At 66.6% G+C, this 23,473-nt stretch carries 26 protein-coding genes and 1 pseudogene; 15 read left to right on the forward strand and 12 right to left on the reverse strand.

Features of this window, described 5'->3' with window-relative positions; all coding sequences use genetic code 11:
• Positions 1-290 precede the first annotated feature (290 nt).
• On the reverse strand, positions 291-902 hold the full coding sequence (locus tag ACZ1H8_RS21760; protein WP_465179331.1) for a TetR/AcrR family transcriptional regulator: 612 nt from the start codon (positions 900-902) through the stop codon (positions 291-293).
• Between the two features lie 233 nt (positions 903-1,135).
• Between ACZ1H8_RS21760 and ACZ1H8_RS21765 the strand changes: the two genes are divergently transcribed.
• A complete protein-coding gene (locus ACZ1H8_RS21765) occupies positions 1,136-1,714 on the forward strand; it encodes an NAD(P)H-dependent oxidoreductase (RefSeq protein WP_465179332.1) in 579 nt (192 codons plus the stop codon).
• A 34-nt stretch (positions 1,715-1,748) separates the two neighbouring features.
• On the opposite strand, the gene ACZ1H8_RS21770 is transcribed toward ACZ1H8_RS21765, so the two are convergent.
• Positions 1,749-2,444, reverse strand: a complete 696-nt coding sequence (locus ACZ1H8_RS21770; protein WP_465179333.1) for a glutathione S-transferase family protein — start codon at positions 2,442-2,444, stop codon at positions 1,749-1,751.
• Between the two features lie 101 nt (positions 2,445-2,545).
• On the opposite strand from ACZ1H8_RS21770, the gene ACZ1H8_RS21775 reads away from it, so the two are divergent.
• A complete protein-coding gene (locus tag ACZ1H8_RS21775; protein ID WP_465179334.1) occupies positions 2,546-3,124 on the forward strand; it encodes a helix-turn-helix domain-containing protein in 579 nt (192 codons plus the stop codon).
• Positions 3,125-3,293: 169 nt separating this feature from the next.
• On the opposite strand, the gene ACZ1H8_RS21780 is transcribed toward ACZ1H8_RS21775, so the two are convergent.
• Positions 3,294-3,989: an HAD family hydrolase gene (locus ACZ1H8_RS21780; protein ID WP_465179335.1), complete on the reverse strand. Its 696-nt coding sequence runs from the start codon at positions 3,987-3,989 to the stop codon at positions 3,294-3,296.
• An 86-nt stretch (positions 3,990-4,075) separates the two neighbouring features.
• On the opposite strand from ACZ1H8_RS21780, the gene ACZ1H8_RS21785 reads away from it, so the two are divergent.
• The 7 genes from ACZ1H8_RS21785 (at position 4,076) to prfH (ending at position 11,225) form a co-directional block, all read left to right on the forward strand.
• A complete protein-coding gene (locus ACZ1H8_RS21785) occupies positions 4,076-5,236 on the forward strand; it encodes an MFS transporter (RefSeq protein ID WP_465179336.1) in 1,161 nt (386 codons plus the stop codon).
• Between the two features lie 307 nt (positions 5,237-5,543).
• The gene (locus tag ACZ1H8_RS21790) at positions 5,544-6,809 is read left to right on the forward strand and encodes a dicarboxylate/amino acid:cation symporter (protein WP_465181448.1); all 1,266 of its coding nucleotides are present in this window, start codon (positions 5,544-5,546) and stop codon (positions 6,807-6,809) included.
• Between the two features lie 24 nt (positions 6,810-6,833).
• Complete coding sequence (locus ACZ1H8_RS21795; protein ID WP_465179337.1) at positions 6,834-7,478, forward strand: peroxiredoxin; 645 nt, start codon at positions 6,834-6,836, stop codon at positions 7,476-7,478.
• Entirely contained in the window at positions 7,475-8,434 is a 960-nt protein-coding gene (gene epsC, locus ACZ1H8_RS21800; RefSeq protein WP_465179338.1) for a serine O-acetyltransferase EpsC, read from the forward strand. Before ACZ1H8_RS21795 ends, epsC begins: the two co-directional genes overlap by 4 nt.
• Positions 8,431-9,228, forward strand: coding sequence for a gamma-glutamyl-gamma-aminobutyrate hydrolase family protein (locus ACZ1H8_RS21805; protein ID WP_465179339.1), 798 nt, complete (start codon positions 8,431-8,433; stop codon positions 9,226-9,228). Before epsC ends, ACZ1H8_RS21805 begins: the two co-directional genes overlap by 4 nt.
• Before the next feature lie 258 nt (positions 9,229-9,486).
• Entirely contained in the window at positions 9,487-10,593 is a 1,107-nt protein-coding gene (locus ACZ1H8_RS21810; protein ID WP_465179341.1) for an RNA ligase RtcB family protein, read from the forward strand.
• The gene (gene prfH / locus ACZ1H8_RS21815; protein ID WP_465179342.1) at positions 10,590-11,225 is read left to right on the forward strand and encodes a peptide chain release factor H; all 636 of its coding nucleotides are present in this window, start codon (positions 10,590-10,592) and stop codon (positions 11,223-11,225) included. Before ACZ1H8_RS21810 ends, prfH begins: the two co-directional genes overlap by 4 nt.
• On the opposite strand, the gene ACZ1H8_RS21820 is transcribed toward prfH, so the two are convergent.
• Positions 11,209-11,658: a DUF1801 domain-containing protein gene (locus ACZ1H8_RS21820; RefSeq protein ID WP_465179343.1), complete on the reverse strand. Its 450-nt coding sequence runs from the start codon at positions 11,656-11,658 to the stop codon at positions 11,209-11,211. The genes prfH and ACZ1H8_RS21820 overlap by 17 nt on opposite strands.
• Before the next feature lie 197 nt (positions 11,659-11,855).
• Here ACZ1H8_RS21820 and ACZ1H8_RS21825 point away from each other — a divergent pair, with 197 nt between their 5' ends.
• Positions 11,856-12,305 carry a hypothetical protein gene (locus ACZ1H8_RS21825; protein WP_465179344.1) on the forward strand — a complete coding sequence of 150 codons (450 nt, stop codon included), beginning with the start codon at positions 11,856-11,858 and terminating at the stop codon, positions 12,303-12,305.
• Positions 12,306-12,309: 4 nt separating this feature from the next.
• Here ACZ1H8_RS21825 and ACZ1H8_RS21830 read toward each other — a convergent pair whose 3' ends face one another.
• Together ACZ1H8_RS21830 and katG are read right to left on the reverse strand one after the other, a co-directional pair.
• Positions 12,310-12,597 carry a hypothetical protein gene (locus ACZ1H8_RS21830; protein ID WP_465179345.1) on the reverse strand — a complete coding sequence of 96 codons (288 nt, stop codon included), beginning with the start codon at positions 12,595-12,597 and terminating at the stop codon, positions 12,310-12,312.
• A gap of 92 nt (positions 12,598-12,689) precedes the next feature.
• A complete protein-coding gene (gene katG, locus ACZ1H8_RS21835) occupies positions 12,690-14,906 on the reverse strand; it encodes a catalase/peroxidase HPI (RefSeq protein WP_465179346.1) in 2,217 nt (738 codons plus the stop codon).
• A 159-nt stretch (positions 14,907-15,065) separates the two neighbouring features.
• Between katG and ACZ1H8_RS21840 the strand changes: the two genes are divergently transcribed.
• Complete coding sequence (locus ACZ1H8_RS21840) at positions 15,066-15,980, forward strand: NAD(P)/FAD-dependent oxidoreductase (protein ID WP_465179347.1); 915 nt, start codon at positions 15,066-15,068, stop codon at positions 15,978-15,980.
• Here the strand turns inward: ACZ1H8_RS21840 and ACZ1H8_RS21845 are convergent.
• The gene (locus ACZ1H8_RS21845; protein ID WP_465179348.1) at positions 15,961-16,413 is read right to left on the reverse strand and encodes a MarR family winged helix-turn-helix transcriptional regulator; all 453 of its coding nucleotides are present in this window, start codon (positions 16,411-16,413) and stop codon (positions 15,961-15,963) included. The genes ACZ1H8_RS21840 and ACZ1H8_RS21845 overlap by 20 nt on opposite strands.
• Positions 16,414-16,563: 150 nt before the next feature.
• Here ACZ1H8_RS21845 and ACZ1H8_RS21850 point away from each other — a divergent pair, with 150 nt between their 5' ends.
• Together ACZ1H8_RS21850 and gloA are read left to right on the forward strand one after the other, a co-directional pair.
• Positions 16,564-16,989, forward strand: a complete 426-nt coding sequence (locus tag ACZ1H8_RS21850) for an organic hydroperoxide resistance protein (RefSeq protein WP_465179349.1) — start codon at positions 16,564-16,566, stop codon at positions 16,987-16,989.
• Positions 16,990-17,026: 37 nt separating this feature from the next.
• Positions 17,027-17,539 carry a lactoylglutathione lyase gene (gene gloA / locus ACZ1H8_RS21855; RefSeq protein WP_465179350.1) on the forward strand — a complete coding sequence of 171 codons (513 nt, stop codon included), beginning with the start codon at positions 17,027-17,029 and terminating at the stop codon, positions 17,537-17,539.
• Between the two features lie 73 nt (positions 17,540-17,612).
• On the opposite strand, the gene ACZ1H8_RS21860 is transcribed toward gloA, so the two are convergent.
• A complete protein-coding gene (locus ACZ1H8_RS21860; protein WP_110151304.1) occupies positions 17,613-17,807 on the reverse strand; it encodes a hypothetical protein in 195 nt (64 codons plus the stop codon).
• Positions 17,808-18,075: 268 nt separating this feature from the next.
• On the opposite strand from ACZ1H8_RS21860, the gene ACZ1H8_RS21865 reads away from it, so the two are divergent.
• Positions 18,076-18,726, forward strand: a complete 651-nt coding sequence (locus ACZ1H8_RS21865; protein WP_465179351.1) for a DedA family protein — start codon at positions 18,076-18,078, stop codon at positions 18,724-18,726.
• 51 nt (positions 18,727-18,777) lie between these two features.
• Here the strand turns inward: ACZ1H8_RS21865 and ACZ1H8_RS21870 are convergent, their stop codons facing one another.
• From ACZ1H8_RS21870 to ACZ1H8_RS21885, 4 genes are read right to left on the reverse strand one after another with little or no spacing between them, the layout of a single operon-like run.
• The gene (locus tag ACZ1H8_RS21870) at positions 18,778-19,065 is read right to left on the reverse strand and encodes a hypothetical protein (protein WP_465179352.1); all 288 of its coding nucleotides are present in this window, start codon (positions 19,063-19,065) and stop codon (positions 18,778-18,780) included.
• Entirely contained in the window at positions 19,065-21,593 is a 2,529-nt protein-coding gene (locus ACZ1H8_RS21875) for a cbb3-type cytochrome c oxidase subunit I (protein ID WP_465179354.1), read from the reverse strand. Before ACZ1H8_RS21875 ends, ACZ1H8_RS21870 begins: the two co-directional genes overlap by 1 nt.
• Positions 21,590-22,555 carry a cytochrome c oxidase subunit II gene (gene coxB, locus ACZ1H8_RS21880; protein WP_465179355.1) on the reverse strand — a complete coding sequence of 322 codons (966 nt, stop codon included), beginning with the start codon at positions 22,553-22,555 and terminating at the stop codon, positions 21,590-21,592. Before coxB ends, ACZ1H8_RS21875 begins: the two co-directional genes overlap by 4 nt.
• Positions 22,545-22,919: a c-type cytochrome gene (locus ACZ1H8_RS21885; RefSeq protein WP_465181449.1), complete on the reverse strand. Its 375-nt coding sequence runs from the start codon at positions 22,917-22,919 to the stop codon at positions 22,545-22,547. The genes coxB and ACZ1H8_RS21885 overlap by 11 nt, the downstream gene beginning before the upstream one ends.
• A gap of 150 nt (positions 22,920-23,069) precedes the next feature.
• Between ACZ1H8_RS21885 and ACZ1H8_RS21890 the strand changes: the two are divergent.
• A pseudogene (locus tag ACZ1H8_RS21890) lies at positions 23,070-23,465 on the forward strand (c-type cytochrome); the annotation flags it as partial.
• Between the last annotated feature and the right edge of the window lie 8 nt (positions 23,466-23,473).

The following is a 23,473-nucleotide window of genomic DNA, read 5'->3' on the forward strand; positions in this document are numbered from 1 at the left end:
CCGCTTCTCCCTCGTTCGCGGCGGGCAAACGTCTCCCTCGCTCGAAAACGGCCTTTTCGGCCGCGAGCCCGCCAGCATGACCTCGATGCATGAAGGGTCGGCCCGCGAACCTGCGTTCGCGACCCCGTCCGACCTCATGATGGAAGCTTCAATCGTGCCCGGTGGCGACGATTCATTCCATACCAACTGGTATAGAAATCGCGCTGCACTGCGTCAAGGGCTTTCTATATCGACCGGTACGCTTTGTCGACAGCTTTGGTTTCGACGCGTGCAGTTTCTCTATTTGCGTCCTATTTTCCCGGCCACATCGCCAGGCTGGTGCGAATCAGATTCTGCAGTTCCTCCCGCGACACCCCTGCCCCGGCCTGCACCGCCATGCCCTGCATGATGGCCATCAGATGCCGGGTCAGCCCTTCGGCGCTGATGTTCTCGGGAAGGTCGCCTTCGTGCTTCGCGCGCTCGAAGCGCTCGACAAAGGCGGCGTGCGCGGCGACGCCGCGGGCGACCACCTCGGCGCGGATGCTCTGGGCTTCGGCACCGCATGCCACCGCGCTGATCACACCAAGGCAGCCCTTGGGTTCGCAATCGCTGGTCTGCATCTCCAGGCCACCCTGCAGCATGCGCTCGGCGACTTCGCGCGCGGTCGGCGCTTCGAGCGCGCGACCGACATAGCAGAGCTTCTCGGCCTCATAGAGGTCGAGCGCCTTGCGGAAGAGCGCTTCCTTGTTGCCGAACGCGGCGTAGAGGCTGGGGCGCGTGATCCCCATCGCCTCGGTCAGATCGGTGAGCGACGCACCTTCATAGCCCTTGCTCCAGAAGACGCGGAGCGCGGCGGCCAGGGCAGTATCGACATCGAACTCGCGGGGACGACCCTTCACCGCGGTGCAGGTTTCTGTTTCCATAATGATCGGTATATAATGGTTTTGGCAGCAAAATCCACTACACAGAGTCCGGGCTGGGGAAACCCCTTATTCGAGCCCCCCACCCCGTGACCTTTGCGAGCAGCCGCGGTCAGCGCGCGACCGCCATCACCTCGGCATTCACTGACTCGCGTGTGAATATCTTTGTCATTGAATGGGCCGAACGCGTTCCTAGCTGTGGAGGTCCGCCCGCACCGCCTTCACCTGGAGCCTTCATGCACGCCCTGATCATCGTCTCGCACCCGCTTGCCACATCCCTGACCCATGCGACGGCGAGGGCGATTGTGGATGCGATCGGCGAGCATGGCGGCTCGAGCGAGATCGCCGATATCAGTGCAGAGGGGTTCGATCCGCGCTGGTCCCCGTCAGACGTGGCCGCCTTTCTGAAGGAGGCGCCGCAGACGCCCGAGATCCTGGCGGAACAGGCGCGCATCGATCGGGCCGATGCGCTGGTGCTGGTCTATCCGATCTACTGGTGGTCCTTCCCCGCCCTGCTGAAGGGCTGGATCGACCGGGTGTTCGCCAATGGCTGGGCCTATGACGAGCGCGACGACGGAAGCATCGAACGCAAGCTCGGCCATCTGCCGGTCCATCTCGCCGCGCTGGGCGGCGCGGACCTGCGGACCTATGCCCGCCACGGCTATTTCGGAGCGATGCGCACCCAGATCGACCATGGCATCTTCGATTATTGCGGCGCGCCGGTCATCCAGACCGAATTGCTGGTAGATAGCGACCCCGAGGTGACGCTGGAGACGGCGCGCAAGATCGGTGGGCGCGTGGTTCTGGGCAAGTGACCCGCGCCGACGATGTTCCGGAGCGTACCGTGGCTCAATAGACCGCCAGCGCCCGCTGCGTCGCCGGGCGGGCGAGCCCGCGCTCCAGCCAGGCGGCCACGTTGGCGAAGCGGTCGAACTCGACCAGATCGCGTGCCTCATAGAAGGTGATCAGGTTGCGGACCCAGCCGAGCATCGACATGTCGGCGATGCTGTATTCGTCGCCCACGAACCAGTCGCGGCCGTCAAGCGCCGCGTCCATCACCCCGAGCAGCCGCTTGCTCTCGGTCACGTAGCGCTGCAGCGGTCGCTTGTCCTCGTAGGATTTGCCGTCGAACTTGTTGAAGAAGCCGAGCTGGCCGAACATTGGTCCCACGCCCCCCATCTGGAACATCACCCACTGGATGCAGTGCCAGCGCGCCTCCGGCGTCTGCGGGATGAAGCGGCCGGCCTTGTCGGCGAGGTAGATCAGCATCGCGCCCGATTCGAACAGCGCGAAGGGACGCCCTTCCGGACCATTCGGATCGAGCAGCGCGGGGATCTTGCCATTGGGATTGAGCGACAGGAACTCGGGCGTCTTCTGATCCTGCTGGCCAAAGTCGATCTTGTGCGTCTCATAGGGAAGCCCCGCCTCCTCCAGCAGGAACAGCGGCTTGACCCCGTTGGGCGTGCCGAGCGAATAGAGCTGGATCCGATCGGGATGCTGCGGAGGCCAGCGATGCGTCACCGGGAAATCGGCCAAATCGGTCATGTCTCGTCTCCTGATCGGGTCTCGCGACAGCAATGCGCGAACCACCCGTCCGGTGCCAAGCCCCCTCCCCGCCGGTCGCGATCGGCGCTAGACTGCGTCGCATGACTATCGCGCCGCGCCCGACCGATCTCGGCCCGCTGAACGCCGCTGCGCTGGCGGCGGCGCTGCGGCGCTGGCGCGTCATCAATCGGGTCAAGCAGGCGGCCGCTGCCGAGCGGCTGGGCGTGGCGCAGTCGACCGTGTCGCGCTGGGAGGCCGGACGCCAGCCGATCGAGTTGAGCGAGGCGCGACGCGTGCTGGCGCTGGTCGCCGCCCGGCCCGATTCCGCTGCTGATGCCGCACTGGCGATGCTGGTCCGCGAGAGCCGCCGCGCGGTGCATCTGGTTTGCGACACGAGCCACCGGCTGCTCGCCTTCTCGCCCGCACGCGCGGCGTCGTTCGGCGTCGATGCGGCGGCGCTGATCGGGCGGTCGCTGTGGCGTTTCTCACCGCCCGAACTGATCGCCGTCGAAGCAGCGTTGCCCGATACCGGCTGGTACGACGCCCCCTGCCCGGCGCCGATCGAGTTCGAGACCGGATGCAACAAGTCGCGGGTCGTGCCGATCCGGCCGAGCCGGTGCCGGTGGACTAGGATGACGCTGTCCGACGGATCGGCGGTGCGGCTGGTGGAGACGCTGTAGCCAACTTCTCCCCTCACGCTTGCGGGAGGGAGTTGCGGGTCGGTCAAGCCCCCGGCTTGACCTGAACAGCCTGGGGGGCTGTTCACCCGCAACTGGGAGGGCCTGTACCGGGGCGGTGCTGTCTAAGGACAGGCCCTCCCCTAGCCCCTCCCGCTAGCGGGAGGGGGACCTAGGCGATCTCGTCAATTAGATCGGGCAGTTGCGAGAATTTTGACAGGCGGTGGTAGCGCGGGTGGCTGGCCGGTTCTTCGGCGCGCTCGTGGCTCCAGGCCAGGTCGTGGGGCACGAAGGCGGCCCAGGCGCCCGCCTCCAGCGCCGGGACGATGTCCGATCGCAGCGAGTCGCCGGCCATGATCGCGCACGCCGGATCGACACCGCGGCGCTGGAACAGCGTACGAAAGGTCTCGGGTCGCTTGTCGCTGACGATCTCGACCGAGGCGAAATGCTCGCCAAGCCCAGAGGCCGCCAGCTTGGCTTCCTGATGCAGCAGGTCGCCCTTGGTCACCAGTACCAGGTCGGCGCGTTCGGCAAGCGCGCGGATCGTGTCCTCGACGCCGTCGAGCAGCTCTACCGGATGCGAGAGCAGTTCACGCCCGGCCGCGAGGATCTTGCGGAACGCATCGACGGGAAGCGCATCGCCGCCCAGCTCGATCGCGGTCTCGATCATCGAAAGCGTAAAGCTCTTCGCCCCATAGCCATAATGCGCCAGGTTGCGGATCTCGGTCGTCTCGAGCGTCGCGCGGGCGATCCCGGCCTCGGCGAAGGGCACGATCATGTCGAGAAAGGCGTGCTCGGCGACCGCGAAGTGGCGCATGTTATGCCAGAGCGTGTCGTCGGCATCGAGGCAGATGAGCTGGATGGACATGGCCGCCGGATACGCCCGGCGCGCGCGGCTCGCCATGGATAATTTATCCGTTCGGCACGCGCCATCGACCGCGTAGACGCTCAGTGATGACTCGTAGTCGTGCCTCGACCCATGCCGCGTTCCTGCTGGTCGCGGCCGGCACCGCGATCGGGATCGCCGGTACCGATCTGGTGTTGCCGGCCATCCCGTCGCTGCCCGCCGTACTGGGCGGAACCGCGGAGCGGGCCCAGCTGGTGCTGGCCGCCTTTACTGCGGGCGCGGCGATCGGGCTGCTGTTCTTCGGCGAGATCGGCGCGCGGATCGACCATCGCCGGCTGATGATCGGATCGCTCGTCACCTATGGGCTGGTCTCGTTTCTCTGCACCTTCGCCCCCGGCCTCGACGCGCTGATCGCGCTGCGGTTTGTCCAGGGCGCCTCGGGTGCGGCGGCGGCGGTCTTCGCGCCGGGGATGATCCGCGCGCTGTATGGCGACGATCGCGCCGTCCGCGCGCTGGGGGCGCTGGGAAGCATCGAGGCCTTGGCCCCCGCCGCCGCACCGATCCTGGGTGCGTGGCTGCTGTCGATCTGGGGATGGCGCGCGTCGTTCGACACCATCGCCGCGCTCGCGCTGATGCTGGCGGCCATCATCCTGTGGCGACGCGACCTGCTGCCCGTGGTGGTACGCCCGGCGGGTACGGGAAGCTATGTTCGGCTGCTGCAGAACCGGCCGTTCATCGGACATGCGCTGGGCTATGCGTTCACCCTGGGCGCGCTGCTGGTGTTCGTGTTCGGCGCGCCGACGGTGTTCACCAACAGCCTGGGGCTCGGCCTGGGCGCGTTCGTGCTGATGCAGGTCTGTGGCATCGCCCTGTTCGCGATTGCCGCAAACAGCACCGGTCATTTGGTACAGCGGTTCGGCGAGATGCCGGTCATCGTCGCAGGGACGATGTTCGCCGTCATCGGCGCGGCCGCCATGCTGATCTACGCGCTTGCCGGTGGGGCTCGACTGGCGGTCGTCATCCCGATCTTCACGCTCATCAATCTGGGGCTCGGCATTCGCGGAGCGCCGGGGTTTCACGCCGCGATCCTGGCAGCGAAGGGAGACGACGCCCGCGCCTCCGCACTGGTGATCCTGGCCATCCTGATGACCGCCGCGATCGGCACGGCGGCGGTTGCTCCGTTCATCGGCGCCGGCCTCGTCGCGCTGGCGACAGGATCGACGATCCTGGCAATCGGCGCGCTGATGATGGTCGGGCTCACCCGCTAGACGCACGTCGAAGCGATCCCGAAACGAATTCCCATCCCGTCGATGGGCATTGAAAGATTTTCTTGTTCGCACGCCGACCGGTCCCGCCCTTACCTCTTGGCCGTGGGAAGCCGCGCTCGGGCTTCGCGGTGCGGTGTCGCAGCTTTCCACACCCTGACCCTGGAGCGGGCGGATCCTCTCCCCGCCCGCTCCTCCAGAGTGAAAGCGTATGGCAAGCCGCGTCGATCCCGCCCCGTCCCGAGCCGCGTCAGGCGGACCGACTCACCAGCGCCGCTGGCCGAGCTTCGGGGTGCAGGTGCTGATCGGCATGATCCTGGGCCTGGCGCTCGGTCTTGCCGCGCGCCTGATGGCGCCCGACGCGCCGGTCTTTGCCGCGGCGCTGGGCGAAGCGCTTCACACGCTGGGCCAGATCTTCGTCCAGCTGCTCAAGGCGCTGGTGCCGCCGCTGGTCTTCACCGCGATCGTCGCATCGATCGCCGCGCTGCGCGATCTGGAGAATGCGGCGAAGCTGGTCGTGCAGACATTGGTCTGGTTCGCGATCACCGCGCTGATCGCAGTGACGATCGGCATCACGCTTGGCCTCGTGATCCAGCCGGGGCTTCATGCCGGGGTGGACGCGGCCAGCGCCGCTGCGCCCGGCACCACCGGGTCGTGGCTCGACTTCCTGAAGGGTCTGGTGCCCGCCAATTTCCTAGGCATCACCGCCTCGACCAGCCTGGCCGATGGCGCGGCGCGCACCACGATCGGCTTCAACGTGCTGCAGATCATCGTCGCGGCCATTGCGGTCGGGGCCGCCGCGGTCCGGATCGGGCCGGCGGGCGAGGCCTTCCTGTCGTTCAATGCCTCCGCACTGATGGTGATGCGCCGGCTGCTGCGCTGGGTGATCGCGCTGACCCCGATCGGCACCGCCGGTCTGATCGGCGACGCGGTGATCCGCTATGGCTGGGATGCGCTGTCGGCACTCGGCAGCTTCGCCGGCGCAATCTATCTCGGCCTCGCGCTGGTGCTGTTCCTGGTGTACCCGACGCTGCTCGCGCTGCACGGCCTGTCGCCGACGCGGTTCTTCGCCTCCGCGTGGCCGGCGATCCAGCTCGGGTTCGTGTCGCGATCGTCGGTCGGCACGCTGCCGGTGACCGAGGAAGTGACCGAGCGCGCGCTGGGCGTACCCGCCGCCTATGCCGCCTTCGCCGTGCCGCTGGGCGCCACGACCAAGATGGACGGGTGCGCCGCCATCTATCCGGCGATCTCCGCGATCTTCGTCGCGCAGTTCTTCGGCGTGCCGCTGCACCTGTCCGACTATGTGCTGATCGCGTTCGTATCGGTAATCGGCTCCGCGGCGACCGCCGGGCTGACCGGCGCGACGGTGATGCTGACGCTTACCTTGTCCACCCTGGGCCTGCCGTTGCAGGGCGTCGGCCTGTTGCTGGCGATCGACCCGATCCTCGACATGGGCCGCACCGCGGTGAACGTCGCGGGACAGGCGCTGGTCCCCACAATCGTCGCCCGCCGCGCGGGCATCCTCGATCTGGACCGCTTCCGCCAGGGGGCGGACGGCGTTCCCGTACCGGCCTGAAACCCCTCCCACCGGAGATCCCCCATGTCGCTCAGGCTTTTCGATACCGTCCCGGACTTCACCCAGGAATCGACCGAGGGACCGCTCAACTTCTATCAATGGGCCGGTCGCAACTGGGTCGTGCTGTTCTCTCACCCACGCGATTTCACGCCGGTGTGCACCACCGAGCTCGGCACGGTCGCCCGGCTGAAGCCCGAGTTCGACCGGCGCGGCGTCAAGGTGATCGGCTTGTCGGTCGATCCGGTCGATCGCCACCTGCAATGGGCGGCGGATATCGAGCGGACCCAGGGATCGGCGCTCAACTATCCGCTGATCGCCGATGTCGACCGCCGCATTTCCGGACTGCTCGGGCTGATCCACCCCAACGCCTCCGACACGGCGACGGTGCGTAGCGTCTTCGTCATCGATCCCGCCAGGCGCGTCCGCCTGATCCTGACCTACCCGGCATCGACCGGGCGGAATTTCGACGAGATCCTGCGCGCGATCGACAGCCTTCAGCTGACCGACGCGCACAAGGTCGCGACCCCCGCCGACTGGAAGCAGGGCGACGACGTCATCATCCTGCCGAGCGTCGACGCCGAGCAGGCCAAGGCGCTGTTCCCCGAAGGCTGGACCGAGCATACCCCCTATCTGCGCACGGTGCGCCAGCCCGAGGCGGCGCACCCGTGAGCGTTTCGCTGACCGAGTCGCGCTTTGCCGACGAGATCGCCGAGGCGGTGAGCGCGCTGAACGGCGCGCGCACCGCCTGGCGGCAGCGCCAGTCGGGGCTGCACGGGGTGTCACGCTTCCCGGTTCCGGCCGAACTTGCCAGGGCGGTCGAGCATCTGTCCGCCGCCCTGTTTCCCGTGCGGCTGGGTGGTTTTCGCGGCGGTGCGGCGCGCGAGGATGATTTCGTCGCCGAGCAGATCGGCGCCGCGCTGACGATCCTGCGCGAGCAGATCGCAAGCGAGCTCGATTACTGGCAGGCGGAATCGCGTCAGGCCTTCGATCCCGATCAGGCCGACATGATCGTGCGCCATTTCGCCGCCGCGCTGGCGGAGGTCCGCACGCTGGTCGACAGCGACGTCGAGGCGGCGTTCATCGGCGATCCTGCGGCGCGCAGCGTCGACGAGATCCTGATCAGCTATCCCGGCGCGCTGGCGGTGCTCCACCACCGGCTGGCGCATCCGCTCCACGCGCTGGGCGCGGTGATCGTCGCGCGGGTCATCTCCGAACTCGCCAATGCGCGCACCGGGATCGACATTCATCCGGGAGCCACGATCGGCCCGTCCTTCTTCATCGATCACGGCACCGGCGTGGTGATCGGCGAGACCGCGATCATCGGCCGCAATGTGCGCCTGTACCAGCATGTCACGCTGGGCGCGCGCAGCCCGCTGGGGCTGAGCACCCTCACCCCGCGCGAGCGCTTCGCGCGGCATCCTGTGGTCGAGGACGATGTCGTCATCTACGCCGGTGCGACGATCCTCGGCCGGGTGCGGATCGGCCGCGGGGCGACGATCGGCGGCAATGTCTGGCTGCTCGAGGATGTGCCAGCCGGCACGGTTGTGGTCCAGCCCGGCGCGATCCGCCTGCAGGAGGATGCCGCCGAGGGCCTGACCCGGCAACTGGCAGGCCAGACGGTATGAGCGCGCCCTTCTTCGTATCGCGGCTGACCAACGCCGCCACCGGCCCGCGTCCGCCGCGCAAACCGATGATCGGGGTGCTGTGCTGCAACGAGGTGCATGAGCGGCCGATCCAGGCAGTCGCGAGCCGGTTCATCGAGCCCCTGTCGCGCGTATCGGGCGCCAGCGTGCTGCTGGTCCCGGCGCTGGCCGACGCGCTGGACGCAGTCGCACTTGCAGACCGGCTCGATGGCCTGTTGCTGACCGGCTCGCGATCGAACGTCGCCGCCGCGCGCTATGGCGGCGCGCCCGAGGCGTGCGAGAGCGCGCTCGATCGCCAGCGGGATGCGGTGGCGCTGGCGCTGGCGGCGCACATGATCGAGGCGGGCCGGCCGGTATTCGGCATCTGCCGCGGACTGCAGGAGCTGAACGTCCTGTTCGGCGGCACGCTCACCGCCGAGCTTCCTGCGGGCAGCCATCATCTGGGCGAGCGCGACGGGGTGCCGTTCGAGGCGCTGTTCGACCACGACCACGACGTCGCGCTAGTCCACGGCGGATTGCTCCACGCCTCGATCGGCAGCAGCGACATTCGCGTCAATTCGGTCCACCATCAGGGCATCGACCGCCTGGGACCCGGCCTGTCGACCGAAGCGATCTCGCCCGACGATTCGCTGGTCGAAGCCTTCTCCGCCCGCCCGTGCGGCGCCCCGGTGCTGGCGGTTCAGTGGCATCCCGAATGGAATTATGCGCAGCGTCCCGAGGGACAGGCTTTCTTCGGCCTGGTCGGCGATGCGCTGCGTGAATGCGCCGAAGCCTGACCGCCGCCGACTTGCGCCACGGCGCGACTGCGGCTATTGGCGCGCCTCCCGATCGACACCCGACAGGAAAGGAGTGCATCATGCGAACTGCTCGCTCGACCATCGATAGCATTTCATTCCAAGAATTTCGGGACCATGTTGCATGGGCACTTCCTGCACGGGCGATCGTCATCGCCTGACCTTTCGCCGCGCGCCTGACGCCGCGGCTTTTCATATCGAAACGACGAACGACCTTCCTCCGATCGGGGAGGCGCAGCCATGAGCGCGGACATTCGCATCATCGCGTCGCCGGACAGCTGGATAGAGCAGTCGGCGATCGACCAGCTGCACCACAGCGCCGCGCTGGAGGGGATCGAGCGGGTCGTCGGCCTGCCCGATCTTCATGCCGGGCGGGGCATCGCGGTCGGTGCTGCCTTCTGGTCGCCGAGCCATGTCCATCCGCCGCTGGTGGGCAGCGATATCGGGTGCGGCATGGCGCTGTGGCAGGGCGAGCTGCCGCTGCGCAAGTTCCGCGCGGATGCGGTCGAGCGGAAACTGCACGGGCTGGAGGGGCGCTGGCCGGGAGACGCGGCGGCGGCATTGGGCGAGGCCGGGCTGCCGGTCGACCTGATGGGCGATGCGCTCGGCACGATCGGTGGCGGCAATCATTTTGCCGAACTGCTTCGGATCGAGGCGGTGCTGGACGAAGCGGCGTTCGACGCTTCGGGCCTCGCCACCGACCGGGTGCTGCTGATGGTGCATAGCGGCTCGCGCGGCCTGGGCCAGGCGATCCTCGACCGGCACGCACGCATGGCTGGCGGGTCGTCGGCACTGCTGGCGGACAGCGCCGAGGGTGCCGCCTATCTGGCGGAGCATGACCAGGCGATGGCCTGGGCAGTGCTCAACCGGCAGGTCATCGCGCACCGCTTCCTCGACCGGATCGGCATGGATGGCGCGCGTCTGCTCGACATCTGCCACAACAGCGTCACGCCGCACCGCGGTGGCTGGCTGCATCGTAAGGGCGCGGCACCGGCGGACAAGGGGCTGGTCGTGGTTCCCGGATCGCGCGGCGACCTGACCTATGTCGTCCGGCCGCGCGACGAGGCAGGCGATGCCGCCCTCACCTCGCTCGCCCACGGGGCCGGGCGCAAGTGGAGCCGCAGCGAGGCCCGGGGCAAGCTGGGCCGCCGGATCACGGCGGCGGAACTGGAGCGCACCCCGCTGGGCGGGCGCGTGATCTGCGAGGATCGCGACCTGATCTTCGAGGAGGCACCCCAGGCGTACAAGGACATCCACCGCGTCGTATGCGATCTGGTGGAGGCCGGACTGGTCGATCCGGTGGCGACGCTGCGTCCGCTCCTGACCTACAAGGTGCGCCGGTCATGAGCGACGATGCGATGGCAGAAGTCATCCTCCATGTCGGCGCCGGCCAGGGCCCGCGCGAGTGCGAGTGGGTGGTCGAGCAACTGGCGCTCGCGTTCGGGCGCGAGGCCGAGACGGCGGGACTGACCTGTATGCCGGTCGAGCCGGTCCACGGGCCGGTCCCGTCGCTGCTGCTGCGCGTCTCGGGCAGCGATGCCGAGGCGTTTGCCGAGGCGCGGTGCGGGTCGATCCGCTGGATCGGGACCAGCCCGTTCCGGCCGCTGCACAAGAGGCGCAACTGGTTCGTCGGCGTCTCGCGCATCCCGCCGCCCGATGCGGTGCCGGACCTGCGCGAGGCTCACATCCGCTATCAGGCAATGCGCGCGTCGGGGCCGGGCGGCCAGCATGTCAACAAGACCGACAGCGCGGTGCGCGCCACGCACCTGCCGACCGGGCTGACAACCACCTCGCAGGACCAGCGGTCGCAGCATGCCAATCGCCGGATCGCCCGGCTGAAGCTCCAACTGATGTTCGTCGAGCGGAACGAGCGCGGCGCGGCGGTCGGCAAACGCAGCCTGTGGGAGCGCAATCACGAGCTGGAGCGCGGCAATGCGGTGCGCAGCTATGAGGGCCAGCGGTTCAGGCTGGTGCGTTAGGCTGCCAGCCCGGAATTGCCGCCGCCTGGCGGATCCAGTCGGCCAGCTGCGGCTGGTCGACCGGGTCGCCTTGTTCAAGGTGGAAATAGCGGGCGTTCGGGTCTTTCGAGCCAACCGGCGGCTTGGGATCGAGCGCCGAGCCGCGGAAGAACGAGATCTTGATGTAGCGGGTGAAGCAGTGGACCCCGAGGAAGAAACCCTGCCCTTCCACCCCATAGAGCGGCGAGTTCCACTTCACCGCCTTGCGCACATCGGGCACGATCCGCTCGACCAGCGCATCGAGCTGGCGCCCGGCCTCGCTTTTCCACCCCGGCATCGCGGCGATATACGCCTGGACGGGGGCGTCGCCATCGCCCTTGGGGATCTGCGGGTTGCCGCCGGAGAGCAGTTTGGGCTCGGTGGCGGAGTCCGTGTTGATGCTGGTGCGGGCCAATATCTATCTCCACGTTCTCAATGGCATGCGATCATCGCCCAGATGCATCGCCCGTCCAAGATCAAATCGGGATTACGGCTGACACTGGATATCGAAAGCGATATGATTGCGGTCCCTGAGATATATGGCCGTACTGCCGGTCTTCCATTGTGCCTATTTCATGCTTTACCAATAACACGTCAAAATGCGTCCTGCTTGTGATCGAACCAAGCGGGGATACCTACGAACTCCCGGTCTTGGCAGATGCAGGCGTTCGATATGTCTTGAGCGATCCTGCCGAAAGCCGGACAAGCACCACATTCACTTCAGATACCATCGAATTTTGGTGCGACGTGCCGGACGCCGATGTGGATATCGTGATACCTTCCGCTTTCGAATATCTCATGTGGGACGTGTGCGCCGTCGGCGGCTACTGCGGCGGCGTGGTCGACGGAGAAGACCGGTGGGCTTATGATTTCTTCCCAAAAACCGGGCTGATCGACGCGGAGATTTTCGCGACTTGTGTGCTGCGCGCGGAAGGCGAGTTCGGTTCCAGCGATAGCGAATTCCGAGCGAGGCGCTGGCTGGAAGCCGAGTTCAAGCGCCGCCTAGGGGATGCTCCAGTCCCGGTATCGGTCATGCAGCCGTCGCGCCGCCCCTTTGATTAGGCTGCTACTCCAGCCCCAACAGCCAGCGGTCGAGCCTGACCGCGCAGACGGTGGCATGGGGCAGCGCGCGGTTGAGCTCGACGCGGTGGCGCATGATCCAGGACAGGCAGCTGAGCCTCGTCGCGAAGGCGGAGATTTCGTCGCGCTGGGCGCGTAGCGTGTGGCGGTCGACCAGGAAGCGGTCGCCGGGATGGCATCCGGGCGCTGCGGCCCAGTCGTTGCAGGGCGCGATCACGATCGGCACCCAATAGGTCCGGTTGCAGTCGAGCAGATCAACATCGGCACGATGCATGGGCTCCTCTCCCTTGTTCGCGCCGTGGGCAGCCGCGGCGGCATCGCCACGGCTGCCCTGTTTATCTTCTACGGCGCGCCGCCGCGCCTGACTCAGGCCAAGTCGAAGCGGTCCGCGTTCATCACCTTGGTCCAGGCCGCGACGAAGTCGCGGACGAACTTTTCGCCGGCATCGGCCGAGGCATAGACTTCGGACAGCGCCCGCAGCTGCGAGTTCGAACCGAAGACCAGGTCGGTCCGGGTCGCGGTCCATTTCTGTTCGTTCGACTTGCGGCAGGTGCCGATGAACTGCTCGTCCGCAGTCTCGTCGACTTCCTTCCACGCCGTGCCCATGTCGAGCAGGTTGACGAAAAAGTCGTTGGTCAGCTGGCCCGGACGATCGGTAAGCACGCCGTCCTTGATATCGTCATGGTTGACACCCAGCACACGCAAACCGCCGACCAGCACCGTCATCTCCGGAGCGCTCAGCCCGAGCAGCTGCGCCCGGTCGATCAGCAGCTCCTCGGTCGGCACGCTGTAGCGGACCTGGAGATAGTTGCGGAAACCGTCGGCCTTGGGTTCGAGCACGTCGAAGCTTGCCGCATCGGTTTGCTCGGCCGAGGCATCGGTGCGGCCCGGAGTGAACGGCACCTCGATCGCCTGACCCGCATCGCGCGCCGCCTTTTCGACACCTACGGTCCCGCCCAGCACGATCAGATCGGCGATGCTGACCTTCTTCCCGCCGGAAGCCGAGCCGTCGAAGTCGCGCTTGATGCCCTCATAGAACTCGAGCACCTTTGCCAGCTTGGCAGGCTCGTTGACCTCCCAGTCCTTCTGCGGCGCCAGGCGAATGCGCGCGCCATTGGCACCGCCGCGATGGTCCGACTGACGATAGGTCGAGGCCGAAGCCCATGCCGTGCGCACCAGATCGGCCATGCTGAGACCGGATTCGGCGATCTTCCCCTTCAATGCAGCGACATCGTCCGCATCGATCGCGGCATAGTCGGCCTTGGGGATCGGATCCTGCCAGATCAGATCCTCCTGCGGCACTTCGGGGCCGAGATAGCGGGCCTTCGGACCCATGTCGCGGTGGCACAGCTTGAACCAGGCGCGGGCGAAGGCGTCGGCAAACTGGTCGGGATTGTTGCGGAACCGTTCCGAAATCTCGCGATATTTCGGGTCGACCTTCATCGCCATGTCGGCGGTGGTCATCATCGTCGGCAGGCGGCGGTCGGGGCTGTGCGCGCCCGGTGCCATGTCCTCCTGCTTCTGCCCGACCGGCTGCCATTGCTTGGCCCCAGCGGGGCTGCGGACCAGTTCATACTCATAGTCCAGCAGCATGTGGAAATAGCTCATGTCCCACTTGGTCGGGGTCGGGGTCCAAGCGCCCTCGATACCGCTGGTGATGGTGTGATCGGCAAAGCCGGACTCATGCCCGCTCTGCCAGCCCAGGCCCTGCTGCGCGATGTCCGCCCCTTCCGGCTCGGCACCGACTTTATTGGCATCGCCGGCGCCATGCGCCTTGCCGAAGGTATGGCCACCGGCCGTCAGCGCGACCGTCTCCTCGTCGTTCATCCCCATGCGGGCAAAGGTCTCGCGGATGTCGCGCGCCGACTGCGCCGCGTCGGGGTTGCCACCCGGCCCTTCGGGATTGACGTAGATAAGGCCCATCTGGATCGCCGCCAGCGGGTTCTCAAGCGCCCGGCCGGCCTCGTCATCGATGCGCGTCTGGCCAAGCCATTCCTCTTCGGTGCCCCAATAGATGTCCTTTTCGGGCTCGAACACGTCCGCGCGGCCGCCGCCGAAACCGAAAACCGGCCCGCCCATCGACTCGATCGCGACATTGCCGGTCAGGATCATCAGGTCGGCCCAGGAAAGCTTCGACCCGTATTTCTGCTTGATCGGCCAGAGCAGCCGGCGTGCCTTGTCGAGATTGGCATTGTCGGGCCAGGAATTGAGCGGGGCAAAGCGCTGCGATCCCGACGATGCGCCGCCGCGACCGTCACCGGTGCGATAGGTGCCGGCGCTGTGCCACGCCATGCGGATGAAGAAGGGCCCATAATGCCCGTAATCGGCCGGCCACCAGGGCTGGCTGTCGGTCATCAGCGCATGGAGGTCGCGCTTCACCGCGTCATAATCGAGCGACTTGAACGCCTCTGCATAGTCGAACTCGTCGCCCATCGGGTTGCCCGACAGCCCGTTCTGCTGAAGGATCTCGAGCGACATCTGGTTGGGCCACCAGTCCCGGTTGGTCCTCCCCAGCAGCTTCCGCAGCGCGGCGGGCTCCTTGACCGGGCAGCGCAACGGGTCTCCGCTGGTCTTCGCGTCCATGGCGATATCCTCTCTCTGGTGCGTATTGCGACGAAGACTAACCCGAGCTTCGAACGTGCAGAAATCACTAAACTCGCTCAGACCGAGCAGGAAAATCGATCAGAGCGCGGCTGAAGGCCATGAGGGGAACGGCTCGGCCCTCCCACGGTTGTCGGCATCATGACGATACGCGATTTCGATTGCCTGGTGGTGGGCGGTGGCCCGGCGGGACTCACGGCAGCCATCTATCTCGCCCGCTTCCACCTCGACGTGCTGGTAATCGACGAGGGCAACAGCCGCGCCGCGATGATCCCGCGGACGCACAATCATGCCGGCTATCCGGGCGGTATCGCCGGAACCGACCTGATCGCCCGGATGCGCGAGCAGGCGCTGCAGCATAACGCGATGATCGAGACGGGCGTGGTCGAGACGCTTCGCGCAGAGGGTGACGGCTTCCTTGCCGATACCGCCGATGCGACGGTCCGCGCCCGCAGCGTGCTGCTCGCGACCGGCGTGATCAACATCCGGCCGACGATGCCCGACGACCTGCATGACGAGGCGCTGGCGCGCGGGCTACTACGCTATTGCCCGATCTGCGACGGATATGAGGTCACCGACCAGCCGGTCGGGATCATCGGCACCGGCGAGCGCGGTCTGCGCGAGGCACGGTTCCTGCGCAGCTACACCGCCAATCTGACGCTGATCGCGCCCGAGGGTCCACATGATCTGGACGATGCGCAGCGTGCCGACCTGACCGATGCCGGTATTGCGATCGCCGATGGCCCGCCGCGTCTGTCGATCTCGGGCGATCTCATGCGGGTCGACACGCCCGAACACGCCTTCGAATTTGCCAGCGTCTATCCGGCGCTGGGGTCGACGATGCGGTCGGAACTGGCCCAGCAACTGGGCGCCGCCTCGACCGAGGACGGTTGCCTGCGCGTCGACTCGCATCAGCGCACCAGTGTTCCCGGGCTCTATGCCGCCGGCGACGTCGTTCTGGGCCTCGACCAGATCAGCCACGCGATGGGCGAAGGCGGCGTCGCCGCGACGACCATGCGCAACGACCTTGCCGCGATCAGGCCGCTGCGTCGCTGATCGCTGGGCTGGCGAGCGTGTCGCGCAGATTCTGGACCGCGTGATTGAGCGCCGCCAGCTGGTCCACGCCCATCCCGCTGCGCGACATCAGTGCCTCGCCCAGGCAGCCCGAGCGCTCACGCATGTCGCGCCCCGCCCCCGTCAGGCGAACCTCCACCTTCCGCTCGTCCTGCGGGTCGCGCGCGCGGGTCAGCAATCCGGCCGCTTCGAGCCGCTTCACCAGCGGCGTGATCGTGCTCGATTCAAGCGCCAGCCGCTCGGCGATCTGGCCGATGGTGCGGCCATCCCGCTCCCACAGCGCGTGCAGCACCAGATATTGGGGATAGGTGATGCCCAGTTCGTCGAGCATCGGTTTGTACGCCCGCGTGATCGCCATCGACGCCGAATAAAGCGAAAAGCAGAGCTGGTCGTTCAAAGGCAGGGCGGCCGTCATTGCGATCTCCATAGCCTGTGTTCTCTCAGGCCGTTCCAACATATAATCGTTATCGCGATAAATTTTAGGCTGGATAAGCTCGCACCGCACACATACATATTAGTTATCGCGATAACGAATATCGCGAGCAAGATATGGAAGGATCGTTCAATGTCCGTCGACGTCAAATATCGCACCACTGCAACTGCCACCGGCGGCCGCGATGGCCAGGCGCGTACCGAGGACGGCTCTTTCGAGGTGAAGCTGAGCACCCCGCGCGAATTCGGCGGTGCGGGCGGCGATGGCGCCAACCCCGAGCAGCTGTTCGCCGCGGGCTATTCGGCCTGTTTCCTCGGTGCGCTCAAGGCGGTCGGCGCCCAGAAGAAGGTGAAGATTCCGGCCGAGACCACCGTCACCGCGACGGTCGGCATCGGTCCGCGCGACGCCGGCGGCTTTGGCCTGACGGTGGATCTGCGTGTCGACCTGCCCGGCCTGGATCGCGAAGAGGCGCAGCAGCTGGTCGATACCGCGCACCAGGTTTGCCCCTATTCGAACGCCACGCGCGGCAATATCGATGTGGGCCTGACCCTCGCCTGAGGCGTTGAGGTCAGCCACCCACTCAGGAGCACGCGTCATGTCCCGCCCATCCGGCACCGAAGGTTTCGTTCTCAACCAGACGATGCTGCGCGTTCGCGATCCGATCGCTTCGCTCGCCTTCTACCGGGACGTGCTGGGCATGACGCTGCTTCAGCAGCTCGACTTCGCGGAGATGCGCTTCTCGCTCTACTTCCTGGCCTATTTGGCCGAGGGCGAGAATATTCCGCAGGAGCCGGCCGAACGCGCGCGCTTCATCTTCTCGCGCGAGACGACGCTGGAGCTGACGCATAATTGGGGAACCGAGAGCGATCCCGACTTTGCGGGGTATCATAGCGGCAATGACGAGCCTCGCGGCTTCGGTCATCTGGGCATCAGCGTCCCCGATGTCGACGCGGCATGTGCCCGGTTCGAGACGCTGGGCGTGCCGTTCAGGAAACGCCCGCAGGACGGCAAGATGAAGGGCATCGCCTTCATCACCGATCCCGACGGTTACTGGATCGAGATCCTGTCGCCGACCGGCATGACCGGCGCGGTTACTGCCGCCGGCTAATCGCAACCGGCGGCCGACTTGCCGCCCGGCGTCCCTGGGACGTCGGGCGGTTCGTCATGTCGAATAGGGAAAGTCAGGCGGCGTTGCGGCCGCGCGACAGGATGATGCCGCCGACCAGTGCAACGGCGCCGATCAGCACGATCGAGGTCGACAGAAAGGCGTTCTGCACGCCGATCATCGAGCCGAGATCGAGATATTGAGTCAGGAACGCGCAAAGCCAGGCAAAAACGACCAGCACAAGCACCAGGGTCAGGTTCGACCGCGTCATGCATCCTCCCATGTTCATTCTTTATTGTGCGAAGGTATGACGAGATTCGCGACGAACACAACTCCCCATGATAATAGAGACGGAACGTTCGGTTCTGCGGTCGATTATTGCCGGCGGTAACCGCAATGGGGGTGGACGCACCCACTCCCGTGCCCCATGGTCGACCTACTCATTCATGCGACGCCCCGACCGATCAATCCGCATGCGCCAGGCGCACCTTGTGACACCGAGCATCGGCCATAGGCCGGCTGGCCGGGGGCGCTGATCGATGGAAGAGATTGTCGCGCGCGCGACCGCCTTTCTGAGCGTCCATGGCATGTGGGCCGGGCCCATCGTCGGACTGCTGTCCTTCGGTGAATCGCTGGCCATCATCGGCATTTTCATTCCGGCCACCGCGGTCATGCTCGCGATCGGCGGCCTCGTCGGCACCGGCACGCTGGATCCCCTGCCGATCATCCTGTGGGCGATCGGCGGCGCGATCCTGGGCGACTGGATCTCCTATTGGATCGGGCGCCGTATCGGTCCGTCGGTCTATCATCGCTGGCCGCTGAACAAGCATCGCCCGATGGTGGCACGGACCCGGCTGTTCTTCCGCAAATATGGCTTCCTCGCGGTGTTCCTCGGACGCTTCCTGGGGCCGATCCGTGCGACCGTCCCGCTGGTTGCGGGCGTCGTGGAAATGTCGAAGCGACCGTTCCAGATCGCCAATATCCTGTCGGCAATCCTGTGGGTGCCGGTGATGTTCCTGCCCGGCGTCCTCGCGGCCAAGAGCATCGGCCCGGCCGCCCATATTACCGAGTGGCACCTGATCGGCCTGGGCGTCGGCATCGTGCTGCTGACGTTCATCGCAATGACCATCACGTCGCGCGTGCTGGGCAGCGACGGCCATCGCAAGCGTCGCAAGTCGCGCAGGCGATAATCTCGCTTACGCGGTCGCCGAGGCGGCCTGAGCCAGTCCACTTTGGCGGGGTCAGCCGGCGAACAGCGCCGGCAGGCCCTGCCACAGCACCGCGAGTGCGCTCATCATCAGGCCGCCGCACGCGATCGCGCGCCGCCACCGGTCGAACGGGTCGGGCGTCGACATGCGCATTGCGACACGCAGCAGGACGAGGTTCACGGCGATCGCGATCAGCGTGATGACGATCACCGCGGCGCGGTGGCCCGGCTCCTCCCCGCCGAATTCTCCGATCGCGTAGACGAGGAAAAAATGCGCGGTCCAGATCGCCAGTCCGGCCAGCAGCACTGCCCAAGTCCGCATCACCCGGCTCCGAACAGGCGCGACATCATGCTGCCGACCAGTCCCTGTCCCGCCGAATAGGCGAGGAAAAGTGCGACCAGATCGACGGTGTTGTTCGCGGGCACGCTGACCAGCCCGCGCAGGGCCCGCGCGCACGCATAGCCCGCCATCAGCGCCGCGATCCCGACGATCATTACCTGAAGGGACTGGAGCGCGAAGACGATCGCCCCCTGCCCGCTCGCATCGGGCAGCAGACCGGTGCCCCGCCATTGCCCATAATCGAGCAGGACGGCGCCGATCAGGACCAGCGCAGCCAGCGCCTGCGCGATCACCGCCCAGCTCGCACCCCGCCTCAGCAACGGACGAGATCCGACTGCGAGAACGAGTGCGACAAGTTCGAGCGCGAAGATCGGCCAGCCCGCGGCCAAGGCGGGCGGCGGGGACCAGAAGTCCGGCTGGTTCGTAAACAGGAACGCCAGGCCGAACAGCGCCATGGTGAAGATCATCCCCATGACGACCATCAGCGTCACCATCGCCCACCAGCCATGCGATGCCGGCCCGGTGACATAGGTCGGAACGCGGATGTCGGCGCCGATATCGACACCCTCGATATCCACGCGGCGATCGGTGTCCCACATCCAGCGCAGCACCGAAGCAACCGCGAACACCGCGCTGGCCGCACTGAATGCGTAGGCCTGGACCGTCAGCGCCAGGAAGAATCCCGCGGTGAAGATCGCGGCTGCCAGCGGCCAGGGAGATGGGCCGGGCATCAGCTGGAGATATTGCGGCTCAGCATTGATCGGGCTGGTGACCAGCGTCTCGCGCAGGCCGGTGGCCGAGCGCGGCAGGAAATAGCGGCCCTGCTCGACATCCTCGGCCAGCTTGGGATCGTCCCAGATCGGCTGTCCGCTCTTCACCAGCGGGATCGACCGGGTCGAATAAAGCTCGGTCGGCAGCCATTCGAGCGTGCCGCCACCATAGACATTGCCGATGTTGCCGCCCGCGGGTGACAAACGGAAATTGCGCGCCAGATCGACAAGGAACAGCAGCACGCCGGCCGCCATCATGAACGCGCCGATGGTCGAGATCAGGTTGGCGAGGTCGAGCCCCTGCCCCGGCAGATAGGTGTACACGCGGCGCGGCATCCCCATCAGCCCGGCCAGGTGCATCGGCATGAAGGCGATGTTCATGCCAAGGAACATCAGCGCGAACACCCATTTCGCCAGTCGCTCGCTCATCGCGTGGCGGCTGACCATCGGGATCCAGTAGTAGAAGGCGGCGAACAGCGGGAACACCATCCCACCGATCAGCACATAATGGAGATGGGCGACGATGAAGTAGCTGTCGTGCACCTGCCAGTCGAACGGCACCATCGCGACCATCACCCCAGTCAGGCCGCCGGTGACGAAGATCACGACGCTGCCCATGGCGAAGAGCCCGGGCGCGTTGAACTTCGGCTTGCCCACCGCCAGCGTCGCGATCCAGGCGAAGACCTGGATGCCCGCCGGCACGCTGACCGCCATCGACGCGGCGGAGAAGAAGCCGGTCGTCATCGCCGGCATCCCGATGGTGAACATGTGGTGCGCCCACACGCCGAAACTGATGAAGCCGGTCGCCAGCATCGCCAGGACCACCAGCCGATATCCGACCAGTTCGGCGCGGGCGATCGTCGGGATGATCATGCTCATCATCCCCGCCGCGGGCAGGAAGATGATGTAGACCTCCGGATGGCCGAAGAACCAGAACAGATGCTGCCACAGCACCGGATCGCCGCCGCGCGTCGCATCGAAGAACGGCCAGTTGAACGCGCGCTCGATTTCGAGCAGCAGCGTCGCAAGGATCACGCTCGGGAAGGCGATGACGATCATCACCGCGAAAACGAGCATCGCCCAGGCGAAGATCGGCATGCGGTCGAGCCGCATGCCCGGCGCGCGGGTGCGCAGTACGCCGACGATGATCTCGATCGCGCCGGCGATCGCGCTGATCTCGATAAAGCCGATGCCCAGCAGCCAGAAATCGGTATTGATGCCGGGCGAGAAGGCCTTGGACGTCAGCGGCGGATACATGAACCAGCCCCCGTCCGGCGCCAGCCCGACGAACAGCGAGGCGAAGAAGCACAGCCCGCCAACCGCATAGGCCCAGAAGGCATAGGCCGACAGGCGCGGGAACGGGAGGTCGCGCGCCGACAGCATCTGGGGCAGAAGCAGCACCCCCGCCGCCTCTACTGCGGGCACCGCGAACAGGAACATCATCACGGTGCCGTGCATCGTGAAGACCTGATTATAGGTCCCCTGCGGCAGCACATCGAGCAGCGGCGCGGCAAGCTGGACCCGCATCAGCAGCGCCAGCACGCCCGCCATCAGGAAGAACAGGAAGGCCGTGCCGAGATAATAGATGCCGACATAGTTGTTGTTGACGACCGTCAGATATTCCCAGCCGCGCGGGGCGCACCAGATGCGACGCAGTTCGCGCTCCTCGTCGGCGGAGCGGTTTCCCTGGGTCGGAAAGCGATCATAGAGCGCGGGGTCGAACCCGGTCTCCGACGTCACTTCCGCTGCTCGAGATAGAGGCTGAGCGCCTGGAGATCGTCACCGCTGAGCTGGCGATAGGTGGGCATGCGGTTGCCGGGCTTGATCGCCTGGCTGTCGCCGATCCAGCCGGCCATCGTGCCGCGATTATTGGGCAGGATGCCCGCGCCCAGCGTGGCGCGCGATCCGACATGGGTCAGGTCGGGGCCCGCGACGCCGTTGGCCTCGGTCCCGCGGATCGAGTGGCAGGCGGCACAGCCGCTGGTCCGGAACAGCGCCTGTCCGCGTTGCGCGACGGCATCCGCGGGCGGCGTCGCCGGCTGGCGACCGGCCGCCCAGCGGGCATAATCCTCGGGCGTGTGCGCGATGACGACAAATCCCATCAGCGCATGCGGACCGCCGCAATATTCGGCGCACTGTCCACGATAGATGCCCGGAGCATCCGCCTGGATGCGGAGCCGGTTGGTCCGGCCGGGGATCATGTCCATCTTGCCGGCCAGTCGCGGGACCCAGAAGCTGTGGATCACATCGGCGGCCTCCAGGTCGAGCAGCACCGGCTTGCCCACCGGAATGTGCAGTTCATTGGCGTCGCGCATCGTCTCGCGTCCCTGCCCGTCGAGATAATGAACGCGCCACCACCACATCTCGCCGATCACGCGGACGCGAAGCTCGTCGCCGGTGACCCGGCCGGCAGACAAATGGCTGGTCAGCCATAGCCCCCAGACCAGCAGGCCGGTCAGCACGACCACCGGAAAGCCGATCCCGCCGATCCAGATCGCCTTCTCGCCACCCAGCCGATCCTTCAGCCGGCGCGAACCGAGCACAGCGATCCCCAGTGCGACGATCACGATCGCGAGGACCAGGCCGCCGCCGATGAACAGGGTCCAGGCCAATTGCGAGACCGGCTGGGCATAGGGGCCCGCGGGGTCGAGGACGGGCGGCGGCCAGCCGCTGCCGCCGGACAGGGCCGACCTAGCGCTCATGAAGGCTCTGCAGCCAGGCGGAGAGATCCTGCGCGTCGCGGTCGCTCATTGGAATGGCGGGCATCGCGGTGCCGGGCACCAGCGACGGCGCGTTGCGGACGAAGCGTTGCAGCGTCTCGGGCTGGTTCGGCAGGCGTCCCGCAATCATGGTCCGGTCACCAAAACCGGCCAGCGAGGGGCCGACCTGGCCCCTGGGCCAGTCGATCCCCGGCATTGTGTGACAAGCGCCGCAGCCGAGCCGTTCGGCGGCCTGTTTTCCTCGCTCGATCGAGGCGGCGTCGGCGGCATTGGGCGCCATCTCGACACGGTCGCACCCGGCAAGAAGAATGAGTGTCGACAGGATCAGTCCCCCCAAGCGCAGCACCGCCTCCAAACATCGTTACGATAGGGGAACCGATCCGGGGGCGGATCGGTTCCATTGGTTGTGCGACTCCTAATCCTTTGCGGCGCCGCCGTTTTTCTGTCGGCGTGCCAGGCCCAGTCCGTCCCCGACCGGTTCCGTGCCACGGGCGAGGTGATCGCCTTCAGCGGCGGCAAGGGCGGCGCGGCCAATGCGTGCGTCACCTGCCATGGTCTGAAAGGCGAAGGCGATGGGCGCGAGGCACCTCGCCTCGCGGGGCTCGATGCCGGCTATCTCCATCGCCAGCTCGACGATTATGCGAGCGACCGGCGCGACCACAAGATGATGCGCGAAGTCTCGCTGCGGCTGGACGGCCAGGATCGCGCGAAGGTTTCGTCCTATTACGCATCGCTGCCGGCACCCCCTGCCCCCGCAGCAGCAGCGGCCGTCTCGAAGGTTGGCGACGACCTGTATTTTCGCGGCGACCCTGCCCGCGGACTGCAGCCCTGCGCCGTGTGCCACGGGGCGAGCGGCGAAGGCATCGGTCCCGGCAATCCGCCACTGGCCGGGCAGCCTGC

The sequence above is a fragment of the Sphingomonas sp. BL-S-25 genome, assembly GCF_055521555.1.

Bases quoted from the DNA above. Each gene is read 5' to 3' on its own strand.
- ACZ1H8_RS21760 (WP_465179331.1), bottom strand. From the start codon at position 902: ATGGAAACAGAAACCTGCACCGCGGTGAAGGGTCGTCCCCGCGAGTTC.
- ACZ1H8_RS21765 (WP_465179332.1), top strand. From the start codon at position 1,136: ATGCACGCCCTGATCATCGTCTCGCACCCGCTTGCCACATCCCTGACC.
- ACZ1H8_RS21770 (WP_465179333.1), bottom strand. From the start codon at position 2,444: ATGACCGATTTGGCCGATTTCCCGGTGACGCATCGCTGGCCTCCGCAG.
- ACZ1H8_RS21775 (WP_465179334.1), top strand. From the start codon at position 2,546: ATGACTATCGCGCCGCGCCCGACCGATCTCGGCCCGCTGAACGCCGCT.
- ACZ1H8_RS21780 (WP_465179335.1), bottom strand. From the start codon at position 3,989: ATGTCCATCCAGCTCATCTGCCTCGATGCCGACGACACGCTCTGGCAT.
- ACZ1H8_RS21785 (WP_465179336.1), top strand. From the start codon at position 4,076: ATGACTCGTAGTCGTGCCTCGACCCATGCCGCGTTCCTGCTGGTCGCG.
- ACZ1H8_RS21790 (WP_465181448.1), top strand. From the start codon at position 5,544: ATGATCCTGGGCCTGGCGCTCGGTCTTGCCGCGCGCCTGATGGCGCCC.
- ACZ1H8_RS21795 (WP_465179337.1), top strand. From the start codon at position 6,834: ATGTCGCTCAGGCTTTTCGATACCGTCCCGGACTTCACCCAGGAATCG.
- ACZ1H8_RS21805 (WP_465179339.1), top strand. From the start codon at position 8,431: ATGAGCGCGCCCTTCTTCGTATCGCGGCTGACCAACGCCGCCACCGGC.
- ACZ1H8_RS21810 (WP_465179341.1), top strand. From the start codon at position 9,487: ATGAGCGCGGACATTCGCATCATCGCGTCGCCGGACAGCTGGATAGAG.
- prfH (WP_465179342.1), top strand. From the start codon at position 10,590: ATGAGCGACGATGCGATGGCAGAAGTCATCCTCCATGTCGGCGCCGGC.
- ACZ1H8_RS21830 (WP_465179345.1), bottom strand. From the start codon at position 12,597: ATGCATCGTGCCGATGTTGATCTGCTCGACTGCAACCGGACCTATTGG.
- katG (WP_465179346.1), bottom strand. From the start codon at position 14,906: ATGGACGCGAAGACCAGCGGAGACCCGTTGCGCTGCCCGGTCAAGGAG.
- ACZ1H8_RS21840 (WP_465179347.1), top strand. From the start codon at position 15,066: ATGACGATACGCGATTTCGATTGCCTGGTGGTGGGCGGTGGCCCGGCG.
- ACZ1H8_RS21845 (WP_465179348.1), bottom strand. From the start codon at position 16,413: ATGACGGCCGCCCTGCCTTTGAACGACCAGCTCTGCTTTTCGCTTTAT.
- ACZ1H8_RS21850 (WP_465179349.1), top strand. From the start codon at position 16,564: ATGTCCGTCGACGTCAAATATCGCACCACTGCAACTGCCACCGGCGGC.
- gloA (WP_465179350.1), top strand. From the start codon at position 17,027: ATGTCCCGCCCATCCGGCACCGAAGGTTTCGTTCTCAACCAGACGATG.
- ACZ1H8_RS21860 (WP_110151304.1), bottom strand. From the start codon at position 17,807: ATGACGCGGTCGAACCTGACCCTGGTGCTTGTGCTGGTCGTTTTTGCC.
- ACZ1H8_RS21865 (WP_465179351.1), top strand. From the start codon at position 18,076: ATGGAAGAGATTGTCGCGCGCGCGACCGCCTTTCTGAGCGTCCATGGC.
- ACZ1H8_RS21870 (WP_465179352.1), bottom strand. From the start codon at position 19,065: ATGCGGACTTGGGCAGTGCTGCTGGCCGGACTGGCGATCTGGACCGCG.
- coxB (WP_465179355.1), bottom strand. From the start codon at position 22,555: ATGAGCGCTAGGTCGGCCCTGTCCGGCGGCAGCGGCTGGCCGCCGCCC.